The sequence below is a fragment of the Streptococcus mitis genome, from assembly GCF_001579035.1.
GTDB lineage: Bacteria > Bacillota > Bacilli > Lactobacillales > Streptococcaceae > Streptococcus > Streptococcus mitis_J.
In genome coordinates, this window is the sequence record NZ_KQ970292.1 from 12,737 (window position 1) to 17,685 (window position 4,949).

3 protein-coding genes and 1 pseudogene are annotated in these 4,949 nt (G+C 42.2%); all 4 read right to left on the reverse strand.

Going from position 1 to position 4,949, the window contains the following annotated elements:
- Positions 1 to 1,240: MATE family efflux transporter (locus SMIDD26_RS09845; RefSeq protein WP_246747025.1), on the reverse strand; the 1,240-nt coding region annotated here is incomplete at its 3' end.
- 220 nt (positions 1,241 to 1,460) lie between these two features.
- Positions 1,461 to 2,597, reverse strand: coding sequence for a recombinase RecA (gene recA / locus SMIDD26_RS09850; protein WP_061439983.1), 1,137 nt, complete (start codon positions 2,595 to 2,597; stop codon positions 1,461 to 1,463).
- A gap of 83 nt (positions 2,598 to 2,680) precedes the next feature.
- Positions 2,681 to 3,937 (reverse strand): competence/damage-inducible protein A, encoded by a 1,257-nt coding sequence (locus SMIDD26_RS09855; RefSeq protein ID WP_061439984.1) that lies wholly within the window; start codon positions 3,935 to 3,937, stop codon positions 2,681 to 2,683.
- Positions 3,938 to 4,020: 83 nt separating this feature from the next.
- Positions 4,021 to 4,949 (reverse strand): annotated as a pseudogene (gene brpA, locus SMIDD26_RS09860) (biofilm formation/cell division transcriptional regulator BrpA); the annotation flags it as partial.

Below are 4,949 nucleotides of genomic sequence, written 5' to 3' on the forward strand. Positions count from 1 at the left end.
CTGCCCAAGGGATAATCAAGACCACAAAAGCGATTTTCCCGATTAGTTCGATAAAACTAGAAACTAGAGGAAGGACTTTTTGCCCCAAGCCCTGCAAACAATTGCGATAAATCAACAAGAGACTCAAAATAGGATAAAAGACTGAACTAATTTGCAGATAGAGACTTCCATTTTCTACCAAGTAGCTATCCGTCGAACTAGCCAAGAAGGAAACCAAGGCTGGACTGGCAAAAAAGAGGAAAACACAAACAAAAACTGCCCAGGATATACTTAAACGACTGCCGATTCGAAGACCTTGAACAATGCGGTCAGGTCGCTTAGCTCCTAGATTCTGTGAAGCAAAGGTCGTCATCGAGGTAGAAATAGCGGTCATGGGAAGAAGGGCGAAAGCCATAATGCGGCGAGCCGCCGTCTGGGCACTAATAATTACAGCACCAAAGGTATTAACAGAAGACTGTAAAATCACACTGCCGATAGATACAATTGAACTCATCAAGCCCATAGCCAAACCTTGCTCCAAGAGATCCGCGTATAAGGCCTTGTCCCATTTGAAATGCTTGAGTTGAGGCAAAAGTTCTGGCACACTCTTACGGATATAATAAAAACAGAGAACCGCTGATAAGCCTTGCGAAATGATGGTAGCAAGTCCCGCGGATTGAACTCCCAGATGCAGTTGCGTAATAAAATAGAGATCCAGAACCACATTGACAAGAGCAGAAAAAATCAAAAAACCAAGCGCTGCCAGACTGTCCCCAATGGACCGCAACAAGCCTGCAAAGAGATTATAAGCAAAACTGACACCAACACAGGTCACAATCATAGAAATATATTGATAGGACTGAGAGAGGATTTCAGCAGGGGTATCTAGGTACTGTAAAAGAGGATACAAACCAAGAAAGCCCAGCAACATAACTACAATACTCAAAAGTGCACCTAAAATCCATGTGGCTGCTACTGCTTCCTTTATTTTAGTAAAATTCCGAGCTCCGTAATATCTGGCAATGACAATTCCCATACCATTGCCAACACCAAGAGTAAATCCTACAATCAGGTCAAAAATCGCTGTCGTCGCCCCTACTGCAGCCAAGGAATCTTGTCCAAGAAAACGTCCAACAATCAAGACATCAGCAGTGTTATAGAGCTGTTGAAAAATATTTGATAGCAAGATTGGGAAGGCAAAACTCAAAAGCGAAGGAAGAATCGGACCATGAATCAGGTCCACTGTTCGTTTTTTATTCATAAGGCTATTATATCAGCTTTCTAGTGGAGCGACAAGAAACAGCAAACTATGCGTGAACTGAAAACCAGAAAAAGATAACGAAAAAGCAGCAGATGTTCTCCACTACTTTAATAGCTTATACTCAATGAAAATCAAAAAGCAAACTAGGAAGCTAGCCGTAAGCTGTACTTGAGTACGGTAAGGCGATGCTGACGTGGTTTGAAGAGATTTTCGAAGAGTATTATTCTTCAATTTCGATTTCAAGTTCATCGCCTAGGTCAAGTGTAACTTCTTCATTCACAGAATCTGCTTGAACTGCTTCATCTTTTTTGTTTTCAGTATCTTGTTCTGAAACTTCTTCTCCATCAATCAAGCCAAATTTAGAACGGACTTGCTTATCAATTTCATCAAAGATTTCTGGGTGATCTGCCAAGTATTTCTTAGCATTCTCAGAACCTTGCCCAATTTTTTCATCCTTGTAAGAATACCAAGCTCCTGCTTTTTTGATAATATCCAAGTCGCTTGCAATCTTCAAAAGCTCACCAGTCTTAGAAATTCCTTCTCCGTACATAATTTCAACTACGGCTTCCTTAAACGGTGGAGCTACCTTATTTTTTACAACCTTAATCTTAGTTTCTTTACCGACATTGGTTTCTTTTTGGTCACCAGTTCCCTTAATTTGTGTATTACCACGAACATCCAAACGGACTGAAGCATAGAATTTCAGAGCACGTCCACCAGGAGTTGTTTCTGGATTTCCAAACATCACCCCAACTTTTTCACGCAATTGGTTGATAAAGATGGCAATTGTTTTGGTTTTATTGATAGAAGCACCAAGTTTACGCATAGCCTGGCTCATCATACGAGCCTGCAAACCAACGTGGCTATCACCGATATCTCCATCAATTTCCGCACGAGGGACAAGGGCCGCAACTGAGTCGACCACGACAAGATCTACAGCACCTGAGTCAATCAATTTTCCTGCAATCTCAAGACCTTGCTCTCCTGAGTCTGGTTGTGACAAGAGCAATTCGTCAATGTTGACACCAAGGGCCGCAGCATAAGCTGGATCGAGAGCATGTTCCGCATCGATAAAGGCTGCAATACCTCCTTCTTTTTGCGCTTGCGCAACTGCGTGAAGGGCAACTGTTGTCTTACCAGATGACTCTGGTCCATAAATTTCAATGATACGTCCCTTAGGATAACCACCTGAACCAAGGGCAATGTCCAAAGCTAAAGAACCTGAGCTCATCACTTGCACCTTTTGCTCGGCGCGTTCACCCAAACGCATGATTGATCCTTTACCAAAGTCTTTCTCAATCAATTTAAGAGCGTCATTCAAGGCCTTTTCACGTTCTGCCCCGAATTTTTTTGAAATTTCTTCTAATTTTTTGGTTTTTTCGCCATTCTATTCTCCTACATTCTAATGGTCCTCAGACCTATCTACTATTATATCAAAAGTTAGTCACTTAATAAAGCCTTGCGAACTAGGTTAAAGGCATGCATAACCGCAATGTGACGTACATCTGCTCGACTTCTGCCTCCAATATTCACCTTGATAACCTCAGTTCCTTGCTCTTGCGCCAAGCCTATAAAGACTGTCCCAGCTGGGTGTCCTTCTAGGCTATCTGGTCCTGCTACTCCAGTCAAACTGATGCCAAAATCAGATTGGGTCTTGCTTCGTGCCTGCTCAGCCATCTTCTGAGCTGTAAATTCAGACACTACACCCTGTTCTTCCAAATCCTTGACAGGAATATCCAACATCTTTGATTTTTCCTCCAAGCTATAGGTCACAAAACCACCCTTAAATATGCTTGAAGCTCCTGAAAAATCCGCTAGACTAGCTTGGAAAATCCCTGCCGTCAAGCTCTCTGCAGCCGTGATGGTTTTCCCTTGCCTTTTCAGTTCTTCTACCACAATACTGGCCAAGCTGGACTCTTCCCCATAACCATAACAAAGGTCTCGTAAAGAAATTCCTTCGAAAGTCTGGCGGTCCAAGATTTGATTTTCCAAGATATCCAGCGCTTGATTCGCCTCTTCTTGATTGCTAGCTTTTGTTGACAGACGTAGAGTTACTTCTCCTGTCTTGGCATAAGGTGCCAAGGTCGGATCTGTTTGATTATCAATCAAATCAGCCAAAATGGTCACCAGCTGGCTTTCGCCAATTCCAAAGAAACGAAGAACTCGGGAATATAGCTTGCTCCCTGTCATCAACTTGGGTAGAAGTTGGTTTAAGACCATGGGTTTCAATTCACTTGGTGGACCTGGAAGGACGACGTATGTCACTCCATCGACTTCTAATATTCCTCCCACAGCCAGTCCTGTTTCGTTTGGCAGTGGAGTCGCCCCTTCTACAATTTGAGCTTGTCTTTCGTTATTCGGTGTTCGGGCATAGTCTGGTCTCTGGGCAAAAAAGACATCCAACTTCTCCTGGGCCTGAGGATCGAAGACTAATTCTTTCCCTAAAAATTTAGCCAGAGTTTGTTTGGTCAAATCGTCCTCAGTTGGCCCCAAACCGCCTGTCAAAATCACCAGACTGCTACGTTGACTGGCAATCTCAAGTAAAGACAAGAGACGAGCTTCATTGTCTCCTACAGCCGTCTGAAAATATACGTCTACTCCAATCTCAGCTAGTTTTTCCGACAAAAACTGAGCATTGGTGTTGACAATCTGTCCTGTCAAAATCTCTGTTCCAACAGCAATGATTTCTGCTTTCATGTTTCCTCCTACCTATCTATTCGTATTTTTTTGAAAAAATCGCAGGAATTTTCCTACGATTGATTTTTTATTTGTATCAAAAGTTAATTATCTTCATCACCAACAGGTGCTCGTCCAAATAAATCTTCAAATAAGACCGCATTGGTTTCAAGCTGGGTGACTTCTTCTTGTCCCAAAGAACGTCGGAGTAGATTTTGCATTTCCAACATATGGGCTCTCGAAACAATCTGGTAAGAAACACCTTGAAGCATCTCTCCTTCACCCTGCAACTGCTGAGTTTCAATGGTTTTAAATGAATCTTTATAGCCCAACAAGCTCGGAATACTTTTCGCAGACAAATCAATATTAGTCTGCATATTGTCACTCAAAGCTTTTAGAATCTCTTGATAATGACCAACGCTATTTAAACTGAGGGCTTTTTCCATGACTTTTTGAATAACTTCACGTTGACGTTTTTGACGACCATAATCCCCCTCAGGATCTTGGTAACGCATTCGTGCATAGACTAGGGCTTCTTCTCCCCCAATATGTTGCTCCCCAACACCGATAGAAATGGTATTAAATTCTTCTTGGTCACTGATAGAAATTGGGAAACCTAGGGTATTATTGACTGTAATACCACCTACTGCATCCACTAGTTTTTGCAACCCTTTCATATTGACCATCACATAGCGATCAATATGGATATTCATCATTTTTTGAATGGTTTCTATAGCAAGCTCTGCTCCACCATCTGCATATGCTGAATTCAGTTTCGCTTCATGAGCCTGACCATTCCCTGATTCAATACGGGTCAGAATATCCCGCTCTAAACTCATCATCGTTGTTTTTTTCGTTTTAGGATTCACTGTCATCAAGATCATGCTATCACTTCTACCGACCCAAGTTTCAGTTCGTTCAGCATTTCCGGTATCAACCCCCATTAACAGAATGGTCAAAGGTTCAGTCGCTTCAATAACCTTGGTTTCTTCGCCGATTTTTTATAAGTTTTAGCTAAGGTTTCTGTCCCTTG

Bases quoted from the DNA above. Each gene is read 5' to 3' on its own strand.
- SMIDD26_RS09855 (WP_061439984.1), bottom strand. From the start codon at position 3,937: ATGAAAGCAGAAATCATTGCTGTTGGAACAGAGATTTTGACAGGACAG.